This window comes from Prauserella cavernicola (assembly GCF_016595675.1).
Classification (GTDB): domain Bacteria; phylum Actinomycetota; class Actinomycetes; order Mycobacteriales; family Pseudonocardiaceae; genus Prauserella_A; species Prauserella_A cavernicola.
On the sequence record NZ_JAENJH010000001.1, the window covers coordinates 1,032,442 to 1,054,353 of the forward strand.

The following is a 21,912-nucleotide window of genomic DNA, read 5'->3' on the forward strand; positions in this document are numbered from 1 at the left end:
CTGGAATGGAACACGCTAGAAACCGAGCAGATCGGGCAGCCAGTTGGACAGTGCGGGCACGTAGGACACGAGCAGCACCACCACGAGCCCCGCGACGAAGAACGGCCGGATGCCCTTGACCACCTCGACGAGCGAGATGCGCGCGATCCCGGCGGCCACGAACAGGTTCACGCCCACGGGCGGTGTCACCAGTCCCAGCGCCAGGTTCACGACCATCAGCACGCCGATGGTGGTCACGTCGACGCCGACCTCGAGCAGGACCGGCGCGATGATCGGGATGAACAGGTACAGCGCCGACACCGCGTCGATGAACGCGCCCACCACGAGCAGCAGGATGACCGCCAGCAGGATGATGAGGTACTTGTTGTCGGTCAGCCCGAGCAGTGCGTCGGACACGCCCGCCGCGATGTCGTTGACGGTCACCACGTAGGCGAACACCGAGGCCGCACCGACGATGAGCATCACCACGGCCGACTGCGCCGCCGCCGTCGTGAAGATCCGGTACAGCTGCGCGGGCTTGATCTCGCGGTAGAACAGCATCCCGACGAGCAGCGCGTACGTGGCGGCGACCACCGCCGACTCGGTGGGCGTGACGATCCCGCCGTAGATTCCGCCGAGGATGATCACCGGCAGCAGCAGCCCGGGAAGCGCCTTGCCGACCGCGCGGACGAAGCTTTCCTTCTGGGGTCCATCTCCGCCGGTGACCGCGGGCGCCTGCGCGGCGCCGGGACCGCCCGAGGTGGCCATGGCGGGCGCCTTCCTCGGCAGGAACAGGCACGCGATCACCAGTGCGACGGCCAGCATGATGCCCGGCACGACGCCCGCCACGAACAACCGGACGATCGAGACGCCCGAGAAGTCGCTGACGACCACGGCGAAGATGATGAACGCGATGCTCGGCGGCACGATGATGCCCATCGAGCCCGCGGTGGCCATGAGCGACGACGCGTGCCGCGCGGAGTAGCCCTGGCGGATCAGCGCCGGGATCAGGATGGAGCCGATCGCGGCGACCGTCGCGGGCCCGGAGCCGGAGATCGCGGAGAAGAAGAACGCCGCCACGATCACCACGATCGCCAGGCCGTGCTTGCGCTGCCCCACACACGCGTGGGCGAAGTCGACGAGCCTGCGGGAGATGCCCGCGTACTCCATGATCACGCCCGCGAGGATGAAGAACGGGATCGCCAGCAGGGTCTCCGACGACACCGACGAGACGAACACGCTCGGCACCAGCGACAGCTCACCGAGCCCGCCCATCACCACCAACGAGCACACCGCGGACACGCCGAGCGCGAACGCCACCGGCACGCCCAGCATCAGCAGGACGAGAAACGCTCCGAAGAGAACTACCCCGATCACCGGCCGTCCTCCTCGTTGTCGTCGCTGATCGCGGCGTCGGCGGTCGTCGTGCGGAACCCGGCCCTGCCAGCCTGGATCGTGCGGTAGGCGCCGAGCAGCGCCCCGACCGGCAGCGCGATCGTGAACAGCCACTGCGGCACGCCGATGGACGGTGTCGCCCTGCCTCGCTCCGCCTGCTGCAGGGCCAGTTCGAGCCCGAAGACCAGCAGCACGGCGAGGAACACGAGGATCGACAGCGTGATGAGCACGGTCATGGTGGCGCGCACGGCGCCGCGGGCGCGTTCGTGCAAGGCGCTGAAGCCCAGGTGCGCGCCCTCTCGCAGCCCGATCACCGCGCCCATCATGAGCATCCACACCGCGAGGTTCACGGTGAGCTCGGAGGTGAAGGCGAGCGAGGCGTTGAGGAAGTAGCGGGACAGGACGTTGACGAAGGCCACGAGGGCCACGGCGGCGAACGGAATCGCGGCCAGCAGGTTCTCGACGGTGGCGAGGCGACGGTCGAACACGCTCAGCTCCCCGGGTTCACGGCCGAGGTCAGGGTCTCGCCCCAGACCGGCTCGTACTCGTCGTAGAGCGGCTGCATCGCCGTCCGGAAGGCGTTCACCTGCTCGTCGGTGAGCCGGGTGACGTCCATGAGCCCGGCGTGCCGGTCGATCTCGGTCTGTTCGAGGTCGCGGCTTGCCTGGACCTGGAAGTCGTTGGCCTCCTCGGCGGCGTCGAGCACGATCCGCTGGTCGGCCTCACCGAGCGAGTCGAACAGCTCCTGGTTCATGCCGAGCACCAGCGGGTCGTAGACGTAGTTCCAGACCGTGAGGTACTCCTGCACCTCGGCCAGGCCGGACGACGCGATCACGTCCATCGGGTTCTCCTGGCCCTCGATGGTCCCCTGCTGCAGCGAGGTGAAGACCTCCGAGAAGTTCATCGTGGTCGGGTTGGCGCCCATCCCGCGGTAGATGTCGGTGAACAGCCCGATGCCGGGGATCCTGATCTTGATGCCGTCGAGGTCGTCCGGCGTGCGGACGGGTCGGACGTTGTTGGAGACCTGGCGGAACCCGCTCTCGCCGAAGCCGAGCATCTTCACGCCGTACTCCGCGCACAGATCCTCGTAGGCCTCGCGCGCACCGCTCTCGATGGCGCGGTCGGCGTCCTCGTAGTCCTGGTACAGGAACGGGGCGTTGATGGCACCGAACCGGGGGTCGATGCCCGCGTAGATGATCGTGGAGTTGTAGGAGAAGTCCTTGCTCCCGCTCATCAGCTGCTCGACACCCGCGGCCGGGTCGCCCGCCGAGAGCTGCTCGCTGGTGAACACCTTCAGTTGCATCCGGCCGTCCGACTCGCGTTCGAGCGCGTCGGCGAACCGCTGGGAAGCCTGGTACCACGTGGACGACTCACCGGTCGTGACCGTCATGTTCCAGGTGTGGACCTCATCGCCGGGCACCGCGGCCACCGGCCCACATCCGCTCAGTGCCAGGCAGGCCAGCACGGCGACGCCGCGCAGCCGGCGCTTCGACATCATTGTCCGTTCTCCTCGTCCGCTCCGATGGGAGGCCCACTGATGGTGGGAGGAGCCGGTCACCGAAGTCAATGCCGCTTCGCGATCTCTGGTCCACATTATGGACCGTTGCGAGGTCGTCGGTTCTCTGCTCATCATGGTTCTCATGAGCGCCGATGCCGAGCCGCGACCGTTGCGAGAACGCGGCAACCTCGCTCGACGGTCCGCATCATGGACCATCGCGCACGCCACGGAGACGGGCGCCGAGCCGGCGGGCGCGCAGAGCATCCAGCGGGCGCTCGTGCTGCTGAACCTCGTGGCCGTGCTGGCGCGGGACCGGCCGGGCGGGGTGTCGCTGTCCGAGCTGACCCGGGTCAGCGAGCGACCGAAGGCGAGCGTGCGGCGGGTGCTGCTGGCACTCGTGCAGGCCGGCTACGTCGAACAGGATCCCGAGACCTCGCGCTACCGCCTCGGCCTGCAGGCGGCCGTGCTCGGTGAGCTCGCGAGCCAGGGCGCCGACCGGCTCGGCGCGGTCAGCACCGACAGCCTCATCCGACTGTCCGATGTGTCCTCGGACACCGCGTTCCTCACCGTGCGGCACGGCAGCTACGCGGTGTGCGCGCGCAGGCAGGAGGGACCGGGCCCGATTCGCAACTACGCGCTCGCCGTGGGCGACCGTCACCCGCTCGGCGTGGGTGCGGGCAGCCTGGCGCTGCTGAGCGCGCTACCCGACGACGAGGTCGCCGCGGTGCTCTCCGCCACGGCGGCCGCCCGCGCGCAGTACCCGCGCTTCGACGACGAGACGCTGCACCGTCTGGTGCGGCGCTCGCGCAAGGCGGGCTACGCGCTCAACGACGGCCTGTTCATCGCGGGCTCGTGGGCCGTGGGCGTCGTGGTCCGCGACGCCGACGACCGACCCGTGGCCGCGCTCAGTGTCGCGACCATCGCAGAACGCCTGGGCAGACAGCGCCGGGAGGAACTCGTCGAGGTCCTGCAGCGCGAAGCCGAGACCATGCACACCGCACTCACCCGGAGGACCCAGCCATGACCACCTCGCCCAGCATCATCGGATGGGCGCACTCCGCGTTCGGCAAGGCGGCCGAACCCGACGTGGAGGCTCTGCTCGCGTCCGTCACCGGCTCGGCGCTCGACCACGCCGGGGTCGGCGCGGGCGAGCTCGACGGCGTGTTCGTCGGCGTCTTCAACGGCGGTTTGTCCCGCCAGGGTTTCGAGGCCGGGCTGGTGGGTTCGGGCCGTCCCGAGCTGGCACGGGTTCCCGCCCTGCACGCCGAGAACGCGTGTGCCACGGGCTCGGCCGCGCTGTACGCGGCGCTGGACTTCGTGCAGTCGGGGCGCGGCAGGATCGCGCTCGTCGCGGGGGCGGAGAAGATGACCACCGCGCGGCCGGAGGTGCTCAACGACGCGCTGCTCACCGCCTCCTACCGCCGGGAGGAGGAGCAGGCGGGCAGCTTCGCCGGGGTGTTCGCCGACATCGCGCGGAGCTACTTCGAGCGCTACGGCGACCACCGCGAGACGCTGGCCCGCATCGCGGCGAAGAACCACCGCAACGGCGTCGACAACCCGCACGCACACCTGCGTAAGGACGTCGGCTTCGACTTCTGCAACGAGGTGTCCGACCGCAACCCGCTCGTCGCGGACCCGTTGCGCCGTACCGACTGCTCGCTGGTGTCCGACGGCGCCGCCGCGGTGGTCGTGGCCGCGCCGGACGTCGCGGCCTCCGCACAGCGCGCCATCACGTGGCGCGCTCGCGCGCAGGCCAACGACCACCTGCCGCTGAGCCGCAGGGACGACGTGCTCGAGTTCGCCGGGGCCAGGGACGCGTTCGCGCGCGCCATGGCGGCGGCGGGATCGGGACTGTCCGATCTGGACCTGATGGAGACCCACGACTGCTTCACCATCGCCGAGCTGCTGCAGTACGAGGCGTTCGGCCTCACCGAACCGGGCAAGGGCGCCACCGCCCTCGACGCGGGGCTGACCGAGCGGACCGGCACGCTGCCGGTGAACCCCTCGGGCGGGCTCAAGGCCAAGGGGCACCCGATCGGCGCGACGGGCATCTCCCAGCACATCATGGCGTCGCTGCAACTGACCGGTGAGGCGGGCGGCATGCAGGTCGAGGGCGCGCAGCTCGCGGGCGTGTTCAACATGGGCGGCGTCGCCGTGGCCAACTACTTCTCCGTGCTGGAGCGGCTCCGGTGAACGCACCCAACCGGCGTGCGGTCAACCTGGCGCACCTGCTCACCGCCACGGCCCGCAGACTGCCCGGCCACGACGCGCTGGTGCACGGCCCGGCACGGCTCACCTGGGCCGAGTTGAACGACCGTGTCGACGCCGTGGCGGCGGAGCTGCGCCGCCGGGGCGTCGGGCGCGGCGACGCGGTGCTCGTGCACTCCCCCAACCACGTCGAGCTGGTCACGACGATGTTCGGCGTGTGGCGGGCCGGTGCGGTGTTCGCCCCGGCCAACTACCGGCTCACGCCGGCCGAGGTGGCCGGGCTGGCCGAGCTCACCCGGCCGACGGCACTGGTGTGCCACGTGGACTACGCGGGGCACGCGGCGGCCGTCGCCGACGTGGCCGAACTGCGTGGCGGCACGCTGTGGCTCGGCGCCGAGCCGGGTGCCGGCGACGCGCTGGCGTCGCTGCCGCCCGCCGGTCCGCAGGCCGACGAGGCGGTGCGCGACGGCGACCACGCCTGGTACTTCTTCACCTCCGGTACCAGCGGCAGGCCGAAGGCCGTGGTGCTGACGCACGACCAGATGGGCTTCGTGGTCAACAACCACCTGTGCGACCTGATGCCGGGCCTCGGCGAGTCCGACGCCCAGATCGTGGTGGCACCGCTCTCGCACGGCGCGGGCGTGCACCTGCTGCCACAGGTCGCGCGCGGCGCGAAGACCGTGCTGCCCACCTCGGCGAGCCTGGACCCGGCCGAGATCTGGCGGCTGGTCGAGGCCGAGCGGGTGACCAATGCGTTCACCGTGCCGACGATCCTCACGGCGCTGACGCAGTCGCCCGAGGCGGCGGGCCGCGACCTCTCGTCGCTGCGGTACGTGATCTACGCGGGCGCACCGATGTACCGGACCGACCAGGAACGCGCCCGCGAGGTGCTCGGGGACGTGCTCGTGCAGTACTACGGGCTCGGCGAGGTCACCGGCAACATCACGGTGCTGCCCCCGGCCCAGCACGGCCGCCCCTCCCCTGACGGCGTCGAGTTCGGCACGTGCGGGTATCCGAGGACCGGCATGCAGGTGAGCATCCAGGACTCCGAGGGCGCCGAGCTCCCTGCCGGCGAGCAGGGCGAGATCTGCGTGGCGGGACCGGCGGTGTTCGCCGGGTACCTCAACAACGACGAGGCCAACGCCGCATCGTTTCGGGACGGCTGGTTCCGCACCGGCGATCTCGGCATGGTCGACGGCGAAGGCTACGTCTACGTGACCGGCCGCGCCTCCGACATGTTCATCTCCGGCGGGTCCAATGTGTACCCGAGGGAGATCGAGGAACGCCTGCTGCGCCATCCGTCGGTCGCCGAGGTGGCCGTGGTCGGTGTGCCGGACCCGAAGTGGGGCGAGATCGGCGTCGCCGTGTGCGTGGCCGACGGCGGCCCCGCCGACGACGAGGACCTGCGGTCGTGGCTGTCGGAGACGCTGGCCCGGTACAAGATCCCGAAGCGGTTCGTGTGGTGGGACGACATCCCGAAGTCCGGCTACGGCAAGGTCGTCAAGCGCACGATCCGCGAGCGCCTCGAGCACGACCGGGCGGCGTCGTGACCGCGCGGCGGGCCGGTGTCCCCCTGGTCCATCCCGGACCGGTGGCCGCCGAACGCATCGTGTCGGTGCCGACGAGCGTGTCCGTGGTGCGGGCCGAACTGGCACCGGGAACCGTGGTGTCGCAGGGACTCTGGGCGCTCGCCCAGGCCGCGGGGTGTCAGGGCGCGAGCGCCGAGCTGGCCCACGGATGCTTCGGCACGCTGCGCTACGTCCACCCGGCGATCGGCACCGACGGCGAGCGGCCCGCGACGTTCAGCGCGACCGTCGAGCCCGCCGCACCCGGCTTCGTGGCCAGCGGTACGGCCACGGTCGGCACCCGCGACGGCGCGGCGTTCACGCACCTGCACGCCACCTGGCTCGACGGCGAGGGCCGGCTGCGTGGCGGGCACCTGCTGCCGGAGACCACGGTCGGCGCCGTACCGATCCAGGTGACGCTGCGCGCGCAGCACGACGTCGCGCTGCTCAGCGAGGCCGACGCCGAGACGTCGATGCCGGCGTTCACGCCCCACCCGGTCGCCTCCGGCCGCGACGACGACACCGGCGACGCGCGGGCGGTCATGTCGCGCGTGCGGCCCGGCGTCGACCTGCACGACGCGGTGGCCGAGGTCGTCGCCCGCGCCGGGTTCGGCTCGGCGATCGTGCGGGCCAGCCTCGGCAGTGTGGTGGGAGCGCGCCTGCGCTCCGGCGCGGGCCGGATCGTGGAGGCCGACTGGCCCGCCACGGAGTTCACCACGCTCAGCGGCACGGTCACCGGCACGGACGGCGGGCCGCCGGAGGTGCTGCTGACCGGCTCGCTGGTCGACCTCAACGGGCGCGTGCACTCCGGCGTCGTGCTGCCGGGGCAGAACCCCGTGGCTGTGACGTTCGAGCTCTACGTCGAGGAGGCGGCGCATGGGTGAGCGACTGGCCGGGCAGGTCGCGATCGTGTTCGGCGGCGGTGGTGGCGAGGGCGGCGTCAGCAACGGCCAGGCCGCGGCGATGACCTACGCGCGCGAGGGCGCCGCGGTCGCCGTGGTGGACCTCAACCCGGCGGCGGCGCGGCACACGACCGGCGCCGTCCACGCCGAGGGCGGTACCGCGGTGGCGCTCACGGCCGACGTGACCGACGGCGACTCCGTGGCCGGGGCGGTCCGGCGGGCGGCCGAGGAGCTGGGGCCCGCGGACATCCTGCACAACAACGTCGGCGCGACCGTGCTCGGCGGCCCCGTCGACCTCGACTACGACCAGTGGCGGCGGGCGTTCGCGATCAACGTCGACAGCGTGTTCCTGACGTGCAAACACGTGCTGCCCGCGATGATCGAGCGCGGCCGCGGCGCGATCGTGAACGTGTCGTCGGCCGCGGCGCTGCGCCACATCGGCTACGCCTACCCGGCCTACATGGCGGCCAAGGCCGCGGTGAACCAGGTGACCGTCTCGCTCGCGCTGACCCATGCCGCACAGGGGATCCGCGCCAACTCGGTGGCTCCCGGCTACATCGACACCCCGCTGGTGCGCAGGCAACTGGCCTCGCAGGCGGACTCGATCGACGACCTGCTCGCCACGCGGAACGCGGCCAGCCCCACCGGGCGCATGGGAACGCCGTGGGACGTCGCCAACGCCTGCCTGTTCCTGGTCTCGCCCGAGGCCGCCTACGTCAACGCGGTGTGCCTGCCCGTCGACGGTGGCCTGGTGATGAGCGCGAGCTGACGCGGCTCAGGCCGTGCACGTGGCCTGCCTGCTCGGTCCCTCGCCGAGCAGCAGCACCGCGCCGCTGCCGCCCGTCGCCGTGCACGCGATCTGCTCGGCCGCCACAGTGGACAGTTGCGACGGCGGCACCGACACGGTCACCACCGCGCGGCCCGCGTCGTCCGTGGTCACCGTGAACGGCGCGGCCTCCGCGGGCACCTCGTTGCGCAGTCCCCGCGCGCGTTCGGCCGCGGTGGGGCCGGCGGCCAGCTGCGCGAGCGAGTCGGCCGGAAAGCGCGGAGTGTCGTCGCGCGCGATGGGAAACAGCTCGCCCCGCAACAGGAAGTACACCTCGATCGGCATTCTCCCCTCCGCCGCGCCGCTGGGTGGGGAGATGCCGTAGATGACGCCGCTCGGCTGCACCCCGCAGCCGGCGAGCGCCACCAGCACGGCGGCGCCCAGCGACGCCAGGATCCTGGTGCACCTCATGACCGCGCCTCCTGCTCCGGGTCGTGCGCCCGGCGTGGCAGGCGCAGCGTGAACACGGCCCCGCCGTCGGCGGAGGAGGCCGCGCTGAGCTCACCCCGGCGAGCGCCGTCGTGGTGCAGCACGGCGTTCTCGCGCGCGATCGCCAGCCCGAGCCCGCTGCCCTCGGAGCGCGTCCTCGCCGCGTCGGCCTTGTAGAAGCGGTCGAACACGTGCGGCAGCACCGCGGCGTCGAGCCCGGGACCGTGGTCGCGCACCTCGATCGTGACCCACTCCGGGTCGGCGGCCAGCCGCACCGAGACCGGCGGCGCGCCGTGACGCAGCGCGTTGCCGACCAGGTTGGCCACGACGACGTCGATCCGGCGGGGGTCCACCACGGCGCTCACCTCGGGCAGGTCGGTCTCGACCCGCTCGGCGAAGCCCCGCGATCGCAGGCTCGCCCGCACCAGCGCGGCCACGTCCACCTCGTCCAGTTCGAGCGCCGCGGCGCCGGAGTCGAACCTGCTGATCTCCATCAGATCGTTGACCAGCCGGGTGAGGTTGTGGGCCTCCTGGCTGACCAGCCGGGCCGCCCTGCCGAGCTCGTCGGGCAACGTGTCGGCGTCCTCGTCGAGGATGTCCGCCACCGCGGCCACCGCGGCCAGCGGGGTGCGCAGCTCGTGCGAGACGTCGGCCACGAAGCGCCGCGCGTCCGCCTCCATCGCCTGCAGCCGGTCGACATGCTGTTCCAGTTCGGCCGCCGTGTGGTTGAAGGTGTGCGCCACCTCGGCGAGTTCGTCGGAGCCACGGACCGAGATCCGGGTCGCGAGGTCGCCCTCCCCCAGCCTCCGGGCGGCGTCGCCGAGCTCCCGGACCGGCCGCAGCACTCCGCGCGCCGCCAGCAGCGCCAGCCCGATCGCCACCACGAGCGCGGCGCCACCGATGAGCCACGCGTTGCGGGCCAGCTCCTCGATGCTGAGCTGCTCGCCGAGCAGGCTGCGCACGGTGTAGACCTCGATACCGGTCGGCATGACGTTGCCGTCCGTTCCCACGACGAGCAACGGCGTCCCGATGACGAGGACCGGGTGGCCGTCCCGCACCACGCGCTGCCACGCGATCTGGCCGCCTGTCACGGCCCGCCGCAGCTCCCCCGGGATGTCGGCGGGGTTCAGCCCGGGAGATTGCAGCTCGCCCCTGATCGCGACCGACGAGGTCTCGCGGTCGGACACGGCGGAGGCGATCTCGGTGAGCCCCGCCTCGTCCGGTTCGGTGTCCGGCAACGGGTACAGGGCCTCCAGCCGCGTCGTCATGCCCTCGACGGCGGCGTCCTGCGCCTGCTGCAGGACCAGGTTGCGCGACTGCACGTAGCTCGCTCCGGCCACCGCCACGGCGGTGAGCACGCTCAGCAGCGCGAACGCGAGCAGCAACCGGGTCCGCAGGCCCCAGGCGCGCCTCACAACGGCCCGAAGCGGTACCCGAATCCGCGCACCGTCTGCACGTACACCGGCGCCGCCGAGTCGTCCTCGATCTTCGCGCGCAGCCGTTGCACGCACGCGTCGACGAGCCGAGAGTCACCGAGATATCCCTGGTCCCACACCGATTCCAGCAGCTGCTGACGGCTGTGCACGCGGCCGGGCGTCGCCGACAGCTCCAGCAGCAGCCGCAGCTCGGTGGGGGTCAGCCCGACCCGGTCGCCCTTCCTGCTCACCACCAGGCCCGACCGGTCGATCGAGAGGTCCCCGTAGCGGTCCGGCGCCGCCTGCTCGCGGCTCGTGCGCCGCAGCACCGCACGGATGCGCGCCTCCAGGACTCTGGCCTGCACCGGCTTGATCACGTAGTCGTCGGCGCCCGCCTCCAGCCCGGCCACCACGTCCATGTCGTCACCGCGGGCGGTGAGCATGATGATCGGCACCTCGCCGGCGGCCTGGATGCGGCGGCAGACCTCGAAGCCGTCGATGCCGGGCAGCATGAGGTCCAGCACGACGACGTCGGGCGGCTCGGTGCGCAGCCGGTCCAGACCGCTCTCCCCCGACTCCGCCGCGTCGACCCGGTAGCCCTGCCTGCTCAGGGCCAGCTCGAGCCCCTGCCGCACGGCCGCGTCGTCCTCGATCAGCAACACCCGTGACACGCCGCCGAGTATCACAGGCGGCTCCGCGCGCCGCCCGTCGACCAGAACGCCAGGCAGCCCAGCGCTCCGGCGAGCAGCACCGCGCCGAGTACGTCGCTGAGGCGGTGCCAGCTCGCGATCATCGTGGCGCCGCCGACCGCGGCCACCGCCACCAGCCCCGGCACCGCGGCCCACCAGCGGGCGCGCGGGGGCAGCACGAGCAGGACGGCCAGCACGACCGCCGTCGCCGCGGCGACGTGCCCGCTGGGAAAGCTGTTGTGCGTGCTCGACCCGGCGATGCCGAGATCGGGCCGCTGCACGAGGTTCTTCAGCACTCGCGCGCCCGCGATCGAGCACGCGAACAGCACCACGCCCGCGACCGCGCCGCGGATGCGCCCGCCCAGCGCGCCGGCCAGGAGCACCCCGGCGAGCACGGCGGCCAGCACCAGCGGATCACCCGCCACCGCCAGCAGCGCCGTCGCCGACTCGACGAGCTCCGCGTCGCGGCCGGGGCCGTGCAGCAGGCTCTGGTCCAGGTCCTGGCCACCGGGCGTGCCCAGGAACACCGCCCCCGTCAGCAGCAGGCCGAGCAGACACGCCGCGGCCGCCAGCAGCAGGGCGATCCTGTTGTCTCTCCCGGCCCGCTCCGGAGCCCGTACATCCGCTACCACCGGTTCAGTCTCGGCTCGCGATGTCCCCGCACCGTGCTCGTCATGTCATGGTTGTGTCACAGAATCGCCCGACCGCGGGGCTGTCGACGAACTGTGACACGCGTGGCGAACAGCGCGCACATTCGACGTCGACCGTGGTGTGCATGGACGAACCACGGACCGCCCGCGACCGGCTCCTCGCCGCCGTCACGGTGCTGCTCGGCATCCTCTTTCTGCTGCCAGCGCTGCTCTGGCGGCCTCACCGGGCCCGCGAGCTGGCCTGCGGGTGGGCACTGGGCCTGCGGTTTCCCACCGAGGACCTCTCCGGGCTGACCGAGGGCGCGCGCGCCGCGTTCACCGCCGCCCGCACCGAGGCGTTCTGGCGGCATGGCCAGCTCGTCGGGCTCACGTCGGGACACCGCGATCCCGCGACGCAGCAACGGCTCTTCGACGAGGAGGTGCGCCGGTCCGGATCGGAGGCCGCGGCGAGGCTGCTGGTGCTGCCGCCCGAGCAATCGCGCCACGTCAAGGGAATCGCACTCGACGTCCGCCCGCGCGAGGGCGCCCGGTGGCTCGAGGAACACGGCGCAGGCCACGACCTCTACCGCACCTACGACAACGAATGGTGGCACTTCGAACACCGGCCCGAGACCGGTGGAATGCCGCCGCGCCGGGTCTCGGATCCCGGCGCGGCGGCGCGTCCGCGTGCGGCGGTCTACTCCTGAGCCTCGTCCTGATCCTTCGGCATGAGGTAGCCGCCGACGAAACCGACGAGGCCGAAGACGACGCCGGCGGTGATACTCGGGACGAGCAGCGCGTCGGCGGCCCACGAGACCCAGGACGCCTGCAGGAACAGCACTCCGACGACCTGGGTTCCCACCAGGATCGTCGCGAGGGCGAGAAAGATCAGCAGGGTCACGACGAACGCGGCCCGGCACACGGTCTGCGCACGGTCTGCAAGTGCGGTGGTCATGTCGGTTCCTCTCTGGCGAATGCGGCCGGGCGGGCTAGTAGACGACGGGCAGGACGCCCCAGGCGATGAGGCAGCCGATGGCGAGGATCGGCACCATGTAGAAGACGATCAGCGGCACGAACGTCTTCTCCGGTTTGGCTCCCGTGAGACCCGCGGCGACGAAGATCGAACCCGACGAGGGCGGCGAGGCGCCCTCGGTGGAGGCGAACACGAGGATCGCGGTGACGGCCAGCACGGGGTCGACCCCGACCGAGATCAGCGCGAACAGCGACACCTGACCCACCGCGGTGAGCGTCGCCGTCGACGACAGCGGCCCGGCCACGACCGCGACGAGCACGGCCACCAGCAGCACCATCACGTACTTGTTGAGCTGGTACCCGGCCAGGATGGTGTCGATGTCGTCGGCCAGCCCGAGCCCGCTGAGCACCTCGCTGGCGGCGACGGCGAAGAACAGCAGCGCCCCGATGGTCGTGAAGCGCGGCATCGCCTCGGAGAGCCAGTCGCCCCAGGCCCTCGCCCCGCTCGGGAGCGAGCGGCGGCCGACGAGCAGGGCGAGCCCGGTGACCAGGATCGGGATCCAGGTCAGGATCGAGATGTCGCCGATCGAGTCGCCGAGCGGGCTGCTCGCGGTCAGGAAGTCCGCGACGGGCCCGACGGTGATCGCGATCGGAACGATGGCGCCGAGCACGATGATCAGTGCGGTGCCACCGTCCCGCAGCGCACGGCGCAGCGGCTGCAGGTCCTCGGCGGACGCGCGCTGGATCTTGTCGCGCCGGACGAAGTAGATGACGAGCAGCGCGCGCCACAGCACCTGGTACAGGCCCGCGCACAGCAGCGCGAGGTAGATCTCGCCGGTGGTGACGAGCGAACCGGCGAAGCCGATCATGATGACCATCGACGCGCTGGGCGGCAGCGCGGCGCCGAGGCCACCGTTGCCTGCCAGGACCGTGGCGCTGCGTTCCGGGGACCAGCCAGTGCGGACCATCCAGGGCCCGGTGAAGGCGCCCGTGGCCGCGGTGTTGCCGGAGTTGGACCCGGACAGCGAGCCCATGACGGCAGAGCCCGCGGTGTCGACCAGCGCCGGGCCGCCTCGCACCCGCCCGACGAGCGAGTTCAGGATGGCGAGGAGCTTGTGGATCAGCCCGGTGCGGTCGACGACGTAGGCCATGAACACGAAGGCCAGCGCGGCGTACAGGACTTCCTGGTCCAGCGCGTCGCGCAAGCCGGTGAGCAGTGCTTGCGGCGCGCTGGTGCCCGCGAAGGCCGCGGTGACCAGCAGGCCGAGGAGCATGGCCTCGCCCATGTTCCGTTTGAAGGCGACGTTCCAGACGATGATGACGGCGATGAACGCGCCGAGCGCGATGAGCCCGGTGGGCATGGGGTTTCCCCTCTTCGGCGTTGGAGCGGGGTGGACAGGGACGGGAGGGGACTAGCCGGCGACGCGTTCGCCGAGGATCGTCCGGTATCGGGAAGCTTCGTCGTCGAGCACCGCGCGGGTGCGCGCGAGGGTGCGTTCGGCCTCGGCCAGCGGCACCACGATCACGCCGTCGGCGTCGGCGACCACGAGGTCGCCGGGGTGCACGACCACACCTCCGACCGACACGTCGGTGCCGAGCCGGTACGGCCCGGACTTGTAGGGCCCGGCGGGCGAGGTGCCCACCGCCCACACGGGGAAGCCAGCCTCGCGCAGGGCACCGACGTCGCGGACGGCGCCGTCGATGATCATGCCGCGCACTCCCCTGTTGATCGCGCGGTGGGCGATGAGCTCGCCGATCAGCGCCCGCGAGGCGTCGCCGCCGCCGTCGACGACCAGCACGTCGCCGGGACGGGCCGAGGCCAGCGCCCGGTGGATGCCCTTGTTGTCGCCCGGCCTGCACAGCACGGTCAGCGCTCTGCCAGCCAGGTGGGCGTCCGGCCACATCGTGCGCACCCGGGGGTGGACGACGCCGAGCCGGTCCCGGGAGTCGCCGATCGCGGCGGTGGGAACCTGCGCGTAGCCGTCGAGCAGGGAGTCCAGAGTGGACGGTGTTGTGCGGCTCAGCGCGAGGTGACGGTTGGCGACGGCCGTGGTGACGACGGGTGCGACGCCCAGTGAGGCGACGAGGTCGGCGGCCGCCTCGGACTCGTGGGCGCGGCGCAGAGCGTGCTTGCGGGTGCCCCGGTCGAGACGGTCGAGCGCGCTCTCGCCGTCGACGAGCGCGGCGGAGATCTGTGCCCGGACCCAGTCGGTCTCGCCCGCGGCGTTCCCGGCGTCCATGGCCTCGGTGATCACCGCGCCGAGGCCCTTCATGAACACCGTCCGCAGGATCTTGCGGCGGGAGGCGGCGCCGGGCTGCCCGCCGATCGCGTCGACGGAGCCGCCGAGCGTGCGGAACAGCTCCGCGACGTCGTCGGCGACCGGGCCGGACACGATCAGTGCCGTGCTCGGGCCGAACTGGGGCACCGAGCCGATCACAGCGACGTCGGCGTAGCGCGGCGCGGCGTCACCGAGCGCCTCTCCGACCTCCTGTTTGCGCTGCGGCGAGGCGGCGTTGAGGTCGGCGTAGAACGCGTCGGACTCCAGGTGGGGTGCGGCGTCGGCGGCCACGCTCACCGCGTGCGCACCGGTCACCAGGCTGAGGACCAGCTTCGCGCCCCGCACCGCGTCGGCCACGCTCGCCGCCCGGGTGACGCCCTGCGGCGTCGGGGAGTCGGCCGGGTCGTACGCCGCGACCGTGGCACCGGTCGCGGCGAAACCCGCCGCGTAGATCGTTCCGGCCTCGCCAAGGCCCAGCACTGCGATCCTCATTGACCATCCTTGATTATCACTCTATGATATTGCCACTCACTTGGTGAGAGTCTTAATCACGGTGCGAGCGCCGGTCAAGGCAATCGGCGGAAAATGAGGCAACTTCTCATAGAGTGATAGGTTCGACGGCATGACCGCCGCCAACACCAGCACGATGCGCTCGGTCCACCGCGCGTTCGAAGTACTGCAGGTGCTCGAGCTCGCCCAGCAGCCGCTGCGGCTGACCGACCTCGCCCAGCGCGCGGGCCTGCACGTGGCCACCACCCAGCGCCTGGTCAACGTCCTCACCGAGCACGGCTACGCCAGCAGGCACGCGGGCGGCTACACGGCGGGACCGGCCGCGCTGTCGACCGCGCACGCCTTCGCGACGACGAGCCCGCTGCGGCTCGTGGCCAGGCCCGTGCTCGAGCAGATCGCGACGACCTCGGGCCTCACGGCGTCGCTCTACGTGCGGGTGCAGGACAACCGGGTGCTCATCGACCGCGTCGAGGGCGGGCAGCGGCCGCAGTACTCACTGCCGATCGGCGAACGGCTGCCGCTCTACCCCGGCGCCGCGGGCAAGGTGTTCCTCTCCGGCGGCGACACCGACCTCGAGGCCGTGGCCAAGGAACTGGACCCGGTCACGCTCGCGGACGGCACGGCGCTCGACGCGGCCGCGATCCACGCGGACCTCAAGCAGGTCACCGAGCACGGGTTCGCGATCTCGGTGGACGAGCGTCAGTTCGGCACCACCGCGGTGGCCACGCTGATCACCGACGGCGCCGGGCGCGCGCTCGGTTCACTCGGTCTCAGCGGATCGACGAGCTCCATGCGAGATGTCCACACCACCGCGCTGCCCGCCGACGTCCGGCGGGCCGCCCACACCATCGGAGCCCGCGTCCCCGCCACCTGACGCACGGCCGGCGAGCGCGGTCGTGGCGAAGGCCAGGACAGCGGCGACGAGAGCGCCGAGCGTGTTCATCGCCCAGTCGTTGGTGTCGCAGGCGCGGCCGATGGCGGGCACCAGCGCCTGCAGCGCCTCGATGCCGGCCGACAGGACGGCGCCGGTGGCGAGCGCCGGCAGCGGGCGGCGCAGCGCGAGCGCCGCGAAGTAGACCGGAGGTACGAACAACGCCACGTTGGCGACCAGCTCCACCCTTCCCGGCGTGGGCACCGCGAACTGCACGGTGCACCTCACGGTGTCGAGCTGGCTCGTCGCGGGCACGAGGGTCAGCGCGGCGACCGGTACCAGCGCCAGCGCCGCGAGCAGCCACAGCGTTCGCCACCTGCGCCACCGGAGCAGCAGGTAGCCGACGGCGGCGCACGCGAGCGAGATCAGCACCGCCGCGCCGAACACCAGTGACGCGTGCTCCACCAGGAGGTTGGTGATCATCGAGGGCCGATCGTACGGGGACGGCACCATCTCGGCGGTGGCCGGGCCGCCCGTGCGCGGTGGGATTCGCCACCCGGGGTGAGAGATCGTGGGCACGACGTGACGGCCGCGATCGGCCGCCACTGCCTGGCCTCGCCGCTCCGGAGTGCCCGCCGCGATGCTGGTGGCGGCGATCGCGGTGGAGATCGCCGCCGTCACCCGGAGCCGGGCGGCCGCGCCGGGTACCGGCCGCGAGCACGTCCCTGACCGGACGGCCGTCTGGTTTGCTCCCTGTGGCCGCCGGGTAGCTCGAAAGCAACCTGCCGCCGGCTCTTGGGCGCGCAGCACTGGCCAGGCGGCCGTCGTCCAGCAGCGGGCGCCGGCACGCCGCGGTCATGTCGGCCTGGCGATTCCACTTGCGATCAGGCACCGGGATGACCACGGGCGGAGTCCGGCAGCCGGTGTTGGTCCCGGGTTCGTTGGTCGCAGGCCAGCCGCGGTGTGTTCACGGACTGGGCAGCACACCGCGGCGGTGCCCCCGGGGCGGCCGGTTGGGGTGCGCCCCACCGGCCGCCCTCCCCGTCTCGTCACACGGTGTTTGTTCTGGGCACCGGGGCGGGTAGCCGCAGGTACTTGATCTTCGTCCCTAAGCGAGCCCGGAGAGACCGTCGTGAGCGAGCACACCGAAACGCGGCCCAGCCGGCCACAGCGCACCGAGGTCGCCCAGCAGGGGCGGCCGGCCCGAGTCCGGCAGTGGACCACCCGCGCACTGGGCACCGACGGCCACGAGCGTCACCTCGTGGCCTTCGTGCTGAAGAGCACCATCGCCGCGACGGCGGCCTGGGCCGTGTCCTACTACGCACTAGACGCCGAATCGGCGGCCTTCGCGCCGTTCTCGGCCGTGCTGATGCTGCAGGTGACCGTCTACCAGTCGGTGTGGCACTCCCTGCGCTACGTCGCCGCGGTGGCGGCGGGCGTCGCGGTGCAGCTCGTGTTCGGTTTCGTGCTCGGCGCGGGGCTGGCGACCTTCGCGCTCGTCGCCGTGACGGCCGCCGTGATCGGCCGCTGGCGGCGGCTCGGCACCGAGGGCGCCCAGGTATCGACGGCGGCGTACTTCGCGTTCTCCACCTTCGTCACCGCGGCCAGCGGGGCGGAGCGCCTCGGCCAGCTCGGGGAGATCATCGCGCTGGTCGTGCTCGGCTGCGGAATCGGCGTGCTGGTCAACCTCGTGGTACTGCCCCCGCTGCGGTACCGCAGCGCCGAGTACGGCGTCCAGACACTCTCGCACTCCCTGTGCGATCTCATCAGTGACATGTATCCCGCGCTGCGGCAAGGAGAACTCGACGGCGAGCGCGCGGCGCACTGGCGTGATCGTGCCTCGCGGCTGGGCCCGCTCGTGGCTCAGGCCCAGTCCTCGGTCCACCTCGCGAGGGAGAGCAGCTACTACAACCCTCGGCGGCTGCTCCGGCGGCACGCGGGCCACGGCACGTTCCACGGCTACCAGGCGGTGATCGACGCGCTCGAGCGCGTGACCTACCAGATCGGGTCCATGACCCGCAGCCTCACGCAGTGTCCGATGGAGGACGACGGACCCGAGCACGCCGAGTTCTTCCGCCATTACGGCGACCTGCTCGCCGCGCTCGCCCACATCACCAACCTGTTCAGCAGCCTCGACGAGGACGAGCTCGAGGACCAGGCGCCGGAGCTGTGCGCGGCGGCGGGCGAGGCCCAGGAGGAGCACCGCCGACTCGCCGAGTACTCGGACTCGCTGCCACTGGCCGATCCCGCACAGCCCTACGGGATCCTGCTCGCCGAGGCCACGCGGCTCATGGAGGAGGCGCAGTACACCTGCGACGTCCTGCAGAGCGCGGTGGACGACGCGCGGGACTGAGGCCGCCCGGAAACTCCGTCGACAGGGATGCGCCGCGCTGCCACAGTTCCCGCATGGTGGAGCTCGACGAGGCCGACATCCGGCGGATGCAGGAACTGGCACAGCGGGTGATGGCGCTGCGGCCGGAACTGCTGAACGGCGACGCGACCGTCGGTGAGCTGGCCTGGTGCTGGGCCAAGGACGTGGACGCGCTGGGCCGGTTCTGGCGGCACCGGTTCTGGTTCGCCGACGACCGGCTCGCCGCGTGGGCGTGGGTGCACCTTCCCCACCCGATCACGCGCGGCGACGGGACGGTGCGCGAGGTCGAGGAGGCCAACCTGGTCTGGCAGACCGACCCGGACCGGCCGGAGCTGCTGCACGAGATCCTGGACTTCTACGACGAGGTGGCAGGCGATGCCGACCGCCTGCTGAACCTCCAGTCAGCCGACGACCACGCGCGCACCACTGTGGCCGAGCACGGCTACGAGTTCGACGCGGAGGAAGCCTCGGACAACGGTTCCTGGGTGCAGTTCAACTCCCGGGAGCTGACCGACGTGCCGGATCCGGTGCTGCCGGAGGGTTTCCGGTTCCGGACGGCCGAGGACGTCTCCCCCGCCGACGCCGTCGCGGCGCACCGGGCGGCGTGGCCCCGGTCCGGTCTCTCCGAGGCGGCGTTCGAACGGGTCCAGCGGACCTGGCCGTACCGCGCCGATCTGCACGTGCTGGTCGAGGCGCCGGACGGCACGCTCGCCGCGACCGCCATCAGCTGGCTGGACGAGGCCACGAACACCGCCGAGTTCGAGCCCGTCGGCACCCACCAGGAGTTCCGGCGGCAGGGCCTGTCGACCGCGTTGCAGCTGCACGGCATGCGGCTCGCCAGGGCGGCCGGGGCCAGTCGAATGCTCGTCGCCTGCCTCGGCGCGCCCGCTCACCCCGCGGCCAGAAACCTCTACCACGGCCTCGGTTTCCGCGAGTTCACGCGGGACGTGCCGCAGATCAAACGCGCACGGTGACGCGACGGCTCGTGGGGCGGGAGCACCCACCCCACGAGCCGCCCCCTGCCACCGGTGGCTACGCCCGCGTGGCGTCCGCGATCGGCTCGGCCGGCACGCCCTCTCCCGGCTCCACCGGCTGAGCGGGCTCGCACTCGATCGGCTCGGCGGGCACGGACGGCACACCGGGCGGCACGGGCAGCGTCGGCACCGTCTCGATGGGCTCGGCGGGCACGCCCTCACCGGGCTCCACCGGCTGGGCGGGCTGGCAGCTGGCGGGCGGAGTGGGCACGTCCGCCACCTGCCGGCCCGCGGGAGTATCCGCGCCGCTGGCGAACGCCGCGCCGCCGGTGCCGAGCACGATGGCCAGACCGCCCACGACCGTGGCGAGCTTCCGCGACATCGATGGCATGAGGGATTCCTTCCTTCGGTTCCTGCCCGGCGGTGTCCCGCCGGGCGAGGGCGGCCATCCGGGCCGCCGTCGGGATCAAGGAGGCCAGATCGCGGTTATCGTCACCGTCTGGTGATCTCCATATGCGGGCCATAGGTCCCCTCGGCGATCATCTGGTCCGGACCACGGGAGAGGGGACGACACGGTGCGGGTACTGGTGGTGGAGGACGAGGTCTTCCTCGCCGAGGCGTTGCAGTCCGGCCTCCGCGCGGAGGGCATGGCGGTGGACCTCGCCCACGACGGCGCGACCGCGCTGGAGCACGTGTCGGTGAACGACTACGACGTGGTGGTGCTGGACCGCGATCTGCCCGAGGTGCACGGCGACGACGTGTGCAGGCAGGTGGTGGCCGATCGCCCGGAGTGCCGGGTGCTGATGCTCACCGCGGCGGGCGGGCTCAGCGACAAGGTCGACGGGCTGCGGCTCGGCTCCGACGACTACCTCGTCAAGCCGTTCGACTTCCCCGAGCTCGTCGCCCGTCTGCACGCGCTGCGCAGGCGCGCGGCGCCCGCGCTGCCGCCGGTGCTGACCTTCGGCGACCTCCGGCTCGATCCCTCCCGCCGCGACGCGCGCCGCGCCGACCGCCCGTTGCGCCTGACGCGCAAGGAGTTCGGCGTGCTCGAGGCGCTCCTGCGCGCGGACGGAGCCGTACTCAGCGCGGAGCACCTGCTGGAGAAGGTGTGGGACGCGCACGCCGACCCGTTCACCAACGCCGTGCGCATCACCGTCTCCACGCTGCGCCGCAAACTCGGTGACCCGCCGATCCTGCACACCGCCACCGGGGTCGGCTACCACCTCGCGGCGCCATGACGGTCTCCGAATCGGTGCGAGGCAACAGGCTGTCGATCCGCGTCCGGCTCACCCTGCTCTACGGCGGCATGGTGTTCGCCAGCGGCGTCGTGCTGTTGCTCATGGTGTATCTGCTGATGCGGTTCATCCCGAACTACGACATCCGCGAAGCACAGCTGGCGGTGGCGCCCGCGATACCGGCGAACCCGACCGACCAGCGCCCCACGCCGATTCCCACCATCGCCAGCAAGGACGACGTGCTGGCGGTGCTGCTGCAGCTCTCCGGCCTCGCGCTGCTCGGGCTGGCGCTGATCGCGTTCCTGCTCGGCTGGATCATCGCGGGCCGCATCCTCGCGCCCGTCCACCGGATCACCAGCGCCGCGCGCACCGTCGCCGGACACACACTGCACGAACGCATCCAGCTCGACGGGCCGAAGGACGAGTTCACCGAACTCGCCGACACCATCGACACGATGCTCGACCGGCTGCACACGAGTTTCCAGGCGCAGCAACGCTTCGCGGCCAACGCGTCCCACGAGCTGCGGACCCCGCTGGCCACCACGCGCACCATGCTGCAGGTCGCCCTGGCCCGCCCACAGGATCACGACCTGGCCACGCTCGCGCCCAAGCTGCTCGCCACCAACGAACGCAGTATCACGACCGTGGAGTCGTTGCTGACGCTGTCGCGGGCCGATCACGGCGTCGCCGAGCCCATGCTCGTCGACATCGCCTCCGTGGCGGCGCACGCGGTGGACCAGGTGCGGGCGGAGGCGGAGTCGCGCCGGATCGGACTGGCCACCGACCTGCGTCCGGCCACTGTGGACGGCGACGGGGATCTGGTGCACCACCTGCTGCTCAACCTCTTACACAACGCCGTCCGGCACAACCATCCCGGCGGCGCAGCACGGCTGAGCACCACGAGCTGGAACGGCGCCGCCGTGATCACGGTGACCAATACCGGCGAACCCGTCTCCGCGGCCGAGGCCGCCCGGCTGTTCGAGCCGTTCCACCGCGGGGCCGCCCGCACGCGCGGGGCGGGTCACGGGCTCGGGCTCACCCTGGTGCGCACCATCGCGCACAGCCACCACGGCACCGCCACGGCGATGCCGAACGCCGGGGGCGGGCTCACCACCACCGTCGTCCTGCCCCTGCGCCAGGCTGAGCACCCCAGAATGCGGTGAAG

At 72.0% G+C, this 21,912-nt stretch carries 23 protein-coding genes; 11 read left to right on the forward strand and 12 right to left on the reverse strand.

Annotated elements, in window-relative coordinates; genetic code table 11:
- Nucleotides 1–15: 15 nt before the first annotated feature.
- Genes JHE00_RS04945 through JHE00_RS04955 form a run of 3 tightly spaced genes read right to left on the reverse strand, consistent with a single transcriptional unit; the run spans nucleotide 16 to nucleotide 2,872 of the window.
- Complete coding sequence (locus JHE00_RS04945; RefSeq protein WP_200315152.1) at nucleotides 16–1,356, reverse strand: TRAP transporter large permease; 1,341 nt, start codon at nucleotides 1,354–1,356, stop codon at nucleotides 16–18.
- On the reverse strand, nucleotides 1,353–1,862 hold the full coding sequence (locus JHE00_RS04950) for a TRAP transporter small permease (RefSeq protein WP_200315154.1): 510 nt from the start codon (nucleotides 1,860–1,862) through the stop codon (nucleotides 1,353–1,355). Before JHE00_RS04950 ends, JHE00_RS04945 begins: the two co-directional genes overlap by 4 nt.
- A 2-nt stretch (nucleotides 1,863–1,864) precedes the next feature.
- On the reverse strand, nucleotides 1,865–2,872 hold the full coding sequence (locus tag JHE00_RS04955) for a DctP family TRAP transporter solute-binding subunit (protein ID WP_200315155.1): 1,008 nt from the start codon (nucleotides 2,870–2,872) through the stop codon (nucleotides 1,865–1,867).
- Nucleotides 2,873–3,014: 142 nt separating this feature from the next.
- Here JHE00_RS04955 and JHE00_RS04960 point away from each other — a divergent pair, with 142 nt between their 5' ends.
- From JHE00_RS04960 to JHE00_RS04980, 5 genes are read left to right on the forward strand one after another with little or no spacing between them, the layout of a single operon-like run.
- Nucleotides 3,015–3,896 carry an IclR family transcriptional regulator gene (locus tag JHE00_RS04960; RefSeq protein WP_200315156.1) on the forward strand — a complete coding sequence of 294 codons (882 nt, stop codon included), beginning with the start codon at nucleotides 3,015–3,017 and terminating at the stop codon, nucleotides 3,894–3,896.
- Entirely contained in the window at nucleotides 3,893–5,065 is a 1,173-nt protein-coding gene (locus tag JHE00_RS04965; RefSeq protein WP_200315157.1) for a thiolase domain-containing protein, read from the forward strand. Before JHE00_RS04960 ends, JHE00_RS04965 begins: the two co-directional genes overlap by 4 nt.
- Nucleotides 5,062–6,630, forward strand: a complete 1,569-nt coding sequence (locus JHE00_RS04970) for an acyl-CoA synthetase (protein ID WP_200315158.1) — start codon at nucleotides 5,062–5,064, stop codon at nucleotides 6,628–6,630. The genes JHE00_RS04965 and JHE00_RS04970 overlap by 4 nt, the downstream gene beginning before the upstream one ends.
- 41 nt (nucleotides 6,631–6,671) lie before the next feature.
- Nucleotides 6,672–7,529, forward strand: coding sequence for a PCC domain-containing protein (locus JHE00_RS35775; protein WP_200315159.1), 858 nt, complete (start codon nucleotides 6,672–6,674; stop codon nucleotides 7,527–7,529).
- On the forward strand, nucleotides 7,522–8,316 hold the full coding sequence (locus JHE00_RS04980) for an SDR family NAD(P)-dependent oxidoreductase (RefSeq protein WP_200315161.1): 795 nt from the start codon (nucleotides 7,522–7,524) through the stop codon (nucleotides 8,314–8,316). The genes JHE00_RS35775 and JHE00_RS04980 overlap by 8 nt, the downstream gene beginning before the upstream one ends.
- Before the next feature lie 6 nt (nucleotides 8,317–8,322).
- On the opposite strand, the gene JHE00_RS04985 is transcribed toward JHE00_RS04980, so the two are convergent.
- Genes JHE00_RS04985 through JHE00_RS35780 form a run of 4 tightly spaced genes read right to left on the reverse strand, consistent with a single transcriptional unit; the run spans nucleotide 8,323 to nucleotide 11,538 of the window.
- Nucleotides 8,323–8,784: a hypothetical protein gene (locus JHE00_RS04985; protein WP_200315163.1), complete on the reverse strand. Its 462-nt coding sequence runs from the start codon at nucleotides 8,782–8,784 to the stop codon at nucleotides 8,323–8,325.
- Nucleotides 8,781–10,217 carry an ATP-binding protein gene (locus JHE00_RS04990; RefSeq protein WP_200315165.1) on the reverse strand — a complete coding sequence of 479 codons (1,437 nt, stop codon included), beginning with the start codon at nucleotides 10,215–10,217 and terminating at the stop codon, nucleotides 8,781–8,783. Before JHE00_RS04990 ends, JHE00_RS04985 begins: the two co-directional genes overlap by 4 nt.
- Nucleotides 10,214–10,888: a response regulator gene (locus JHE00_RS04995; protein ID WP_200315167.1), complete on the reverse strand. Its 675-nt coding sequence runs from the start codon at nucleotides 10,886–10,888 to the stop codon at nucleotides 10,214–10,216. Before JHE00_RS04995 ends, JHE00_RS04990 begins: the two co-directional genes overlap by 4 nt.
- An 11-nt stretch (nucleotides 10,889–10,899) precedes the next feature.
- On the reverse strand, nucleotides 10,900–11,538 hold the full coding sequence (locus JHE00_RS35780; RefSeq protein WP_200315170.1) for a phosphatase PAP2 family protein: 639 nt from the start codon (nucleotides 11,536–11,538) through the stop codon (nucleotides 10,900–10,902).
- A 143-nt stretch (nucleotides 11,539–11,681) separates the two neighbouring features.
- Between JHE00_RS35780 and vanY-N the strand changes: the two genes are divergently transcribed.
- Nucleotides 11,682–12,242 carry a D,D-peptidase/D,D-carboxypeptidase VanY-N gene (vanY-N, locus tag JHE00_RS05005; protein ID WP_200315172.1) on the forward strand — a complete coding sequence of 187 codons (561 nt, stop codon included), beginning with the start codon at nucleotides 11,682–11,684 and terminating at the stop codon, nucleotides 12,240–12,242.
- Here vanY-N and JHE00_RS05010 read toward each other — a convergent pair.
- Genes JHE00_RS05010 through JHE00_RS05020 form a run of 3 tightly spaced genes read right to left on the reverse strand, consistent with a single transcriptional unit; the run spans nucleotide 12,233 to nucleotide 15,278 of the window.
- Nucleotides 12,233–12,490, reverse strand: a complete 258-nt coding sequence (locus JHE00_RS05010) for a hypothetical protein (protein ID WP_200315174.1) — start codon at nucleotides 12,488–12,490, stop codon at nucleotides 12,233–12,235. The two genes, vanY-N and JHE00_RS05010, sit on opposite strands and share 10 nt — an antisense overlap.
- Before the next feature lie 34 nt (nucleotides 12,491–12,524).
- Nucleotides 12,525–13,868 (reverse strand): TRAP transporter large permease subunit, encoded by a 1,344-nt coding sequence (locus tag JHE00_RS05015; protein WP_200315176.1) that lies wholly within the window; start codon nucleotides 13,866–13,868, stop codon nucleotides 12,525–12,527.
- A gap of 51 nt (nucleotides 13,869–13,919) precedes the next feature.
- Nucleotides 13,920–15,278, reverse strand: a complete 1,359-nt coding sequence (locus tag JHE00_RS05020; RefSeq protein WP_200315178.1) for an RraA family protein — start codon at nucleotides 15,276–15,278, stop codon at nucleotides 13,920–13,922.
- A gap of 130 nt (nucleotides 15,279–15,408) precedes the next feature.
- Between JHE00_RS05020 and JHE00_RS05025 the strand changes: the two genes are divergently transcribed.
- The gene (locus JHE00_RS05025) at nucleotides 15,409–16,170 is read left to right on the forward strand and encodes an IclR family transcriptional regulator (protein WP_200315180.1); all 762 of its coding nucleotides are present in this window, start codon (nucleotides 15,409–15,411) and stop codon (nucleotides 16,168–16,170) included.
- Here JHE00_RS05025 and JHE00_RS05030 read toward each other — a convergent pair.
- Nucleotides 16,057–16,848 carry a VanZ family protein gene (locus JHE00_RS05030; protein WP_307831822.1) on the reverse strand — a complete coding sequence of 264 codons (792 nt, stop codon included), beginning with the start codon at nucleotides 16,846–16,848 and terminating at the stop codon, nucleotides 16,057–16,059. The two genes, JHE00_RS05025 and JHE00_RS05030, sit on opposite strands and share 114 nt — an antisense overlap.
- 451 nt (nucleotides 16,849–17,299) lie before the next feature.
- Here JHE00_RS05030 and JHE00_RS05035 point away from each other — a divergent pair, with 451 nt between their 5' ends.
- Entirely contained in the window at nucleotides 17,300–18,520 is a 1,221-nt protein-coding gene (locus JHE00_RS05035) for an FUSC family protein (RefSeq protein ID WP_200315182.1), read from the forward strand.
- A gap of 53 nt (nucleotides 18,521–18,573) precedes the next feature.
- Entirely contained in the window at nucleotides 18,574–19,512 is a 939-nt protein-coding gene (locus JHE00_RS05040; RefSeq protein ID WP_200315184.1) for a GNAT family N-acetyltransferase, read from the forward strand.
- Between the two features lie 58 nt (nucleotides 19,513–19,570).
- Here the strand turns inward: JHE00_RS05040 and JHE00_RS05045 are convergent, their stop codons facing one another.
- On the reverse strand, nucleotides 19,571–19,903 hold the full coding sequence (locus JHE00_RS05045) for a hypothetical protein (protein ID WP_200315186.1): 333 nt from the start codon (nucleotides 19,901–19,903) through the stop codon (nucleotides 19,571–19,573).
- Between the two features lie 184 nt (nucleotides 19,904–20,087).
- On the opposite strand from JHE00_RS05045, the gene JHE00_RS05050 reads away from it, so the two are divergent.
- Nucleotides 20,088–20,750 (forward strand): response regulator transcription factor, encoded by a 663-nt coding sequence (locus tag JHE00_RS05050; protein ID WP_200315188.1) that lies wholly within the window; start codon nucleotides 20,088–20,090, stop codon nucleotides 20,748–20,750.
- The gene (locus tag JHE00_RS05055) at nucleotides 20,747–21,910 is read left to right on the forward strand and encodes a sensor histidine kinase (RefSeq protein ID WP_200315190.1); all 1,164 of its coding nucleotides are present in this window, start codon (nucleotides 20,747–20,749) and stop codon (nucleotides 21,908–21,910) included. Before JHE00_RS05050 ends, JHE00_RS05055 begins: the two co-directional genes overlap by 4 nt.
- The last annotated feature ends 2 nt before the right edge of the window (nucleotides 21,911–21,912 follow it).

Excerpts from the sequence above, each read along its gene's own strand:
- JHE00_RS04955 (WP_200315155.1), bottom strand. The coding sequence starts at position 2,872 with ATGATGTCGAAGCGCCGGCTGCGCGGCGTCGCCGTGCTGGCCTGCCTG.
- JHE00_RS04960 (WP_200315156.1), top strand. The coding sequence starts at position 3,015 with ATGAGCGCCGATGCCGAGCCGCGACCGTTGCGAGAACGCGGCAACCTC.
- JHE00_RS04965 (WP_200315157.1), top strand. The coding sequence starts at position 3,893 with ATGACCACCTCGCCCAGCATCATCGGATGGGCGCACTCCGCGTTCGGC.
- JHE00_RS04980 (WP_200315161.1), top strand. The coding sequence starts at position 7,522 with ATGGGTGAGCGACTGGCCGGGCAGGTCGCGATCGTGTTCGGCGGCGGT.
- JHE00_RS04985 (WP_200315163.1), bottom strand. The coding sequence starts at position 8,784 with ATGAGGTGCACCAGGATCCTGGCGTCGCTGGGCGCCGCCGTGCTGGTG.
- vanY-N (WP_200315172.1), top strand. The coding sequence starts at position 11,682 with ATGGACGAACCACGGACCGCCCGCGACCGGCTCCTCGCCGCCGTCACG.
- JHE00_RS05010 (WP_200315174.1), bottom strand. The coding sequence starts at position 12,490 with ATGACCACCGCACTTGCAGACCGTGCGCAGACCGTGTGCCGGGCCGCG.
- JHE00_RS05015 (WP_200315176.1), bottom strand. The coding sequence starts at position 13,868 with ATGCCCACCGGGCTCATCGCGCTCGGCGCGTTCATCGCCGTCATCATC.
- JHE00_RS05020 (WP_200315178.1), bottom strand. The coding sequence starts at position 15,278 with ATGAGGATCGCAGTGCTGGGCCTTGGCGAGGCCGGAACGATCTACGCG.
- JHE00_RS05025 (WP_200315180.1), top strand. The coding sequence starts at position 15,409 with ATGACCGCCGCCAACACCAGCACGATGCGCTCGGTCCACCGCGCGTTC.
- JHE00_RS05040 (WP_200315184.1), top strand. The coding sequence starts at position 18,574 with ATGGTGGAGCTCGACGAGGCCGACATCCGGCGGATGCAGGAACTGGCA.
- JHE00_RS05045 (WP_200315186.1), bottom strand. The coding sequence starts at position 19,903 with ATGCCATCGATGTCGCGGAAGCTCGCCACGGTCGTGGGCGGTCTGGCC.
- JHE00_RS05055 (WP_200315190.1), top strand. The coding sequence starts at position 20,747 with ATGACGGTCTCCGAATCGGTGCGAGGCAACAGGCTGTCGATCCGCGTC.